The sequence below is a fragment of the Collinsella tanakaei genome (genome assembly GCF_016902615.1).
In the GTDB taxonomy this organism is placed as follows: domain Bacteria; phylum Actinomycetota; class Coriobacteriia; order Coriobacteriales; family Coriobacteriaceae; genus Collinsella; species Collinsella tanakaei_A.
Genome location: NZ_JACJMB010000082.1, coordinates 1 through 428, shown reverse-complemented (window position 1 = coordinate 428; position 428 = coordinate 1). Strand labels below are relative to the sequence as shown.

Genomic DNA, 428 nt, shown 5'->3' with positions numbered 1-428 from the left:
GTTGTACCTGTGGTAGTCGGTCTCCTTCCTGATGCCGCACCTCAGCCCCATCTCGCCCATCATCTTGAGGACGGTCTTGTCGGCGATGCGGGCGCCGTCCACGGCCCGCAGCTCCATCGCGATCTGCCGGTGGCCGACGCCGTTCGGGAGCCTGCCGAATATCTCCGCGACCCTCGCGCGCAGCTCCGGCCCGGTCGGCTCCTTCGGGTGCGCGAGCGCGCAGTGGTACGTGGACCTCGCGAGCCCGGCCGCCTCCAGCAGGTCGGCGAGGTCGTGCCCCTGCCCTGAAAGCTCGGCGACCGCTAGGGCCTTGTCCCGCCTCGGGAGCGCCTCTCCGCCTTCAGGGCTATCGATTTTTTTAGGTACGCCACCTGCGCCTCGAGCCGCCTGACCTGGCGCTCGAGCTCCTGCTCGCGGGTCGCCGGCGC

1 protein-coding gene is annotated in these 428 nt (G+C 70.1%); it reads right to left on the bottom strand.

Features of this window, described 5'->3' with window-relative positions:
- Nucleotides 1–183, bottom strand: a 183-nt coding sequence (locus H6A21_RS11350; RefSeq protein ID WP_275052533.1) for an IS3 family transposase, incomplete at its 3' end; no start/stop codon positions are given.
- Nucleotides 184–428 lie beyond the last annotated feature (245 nt).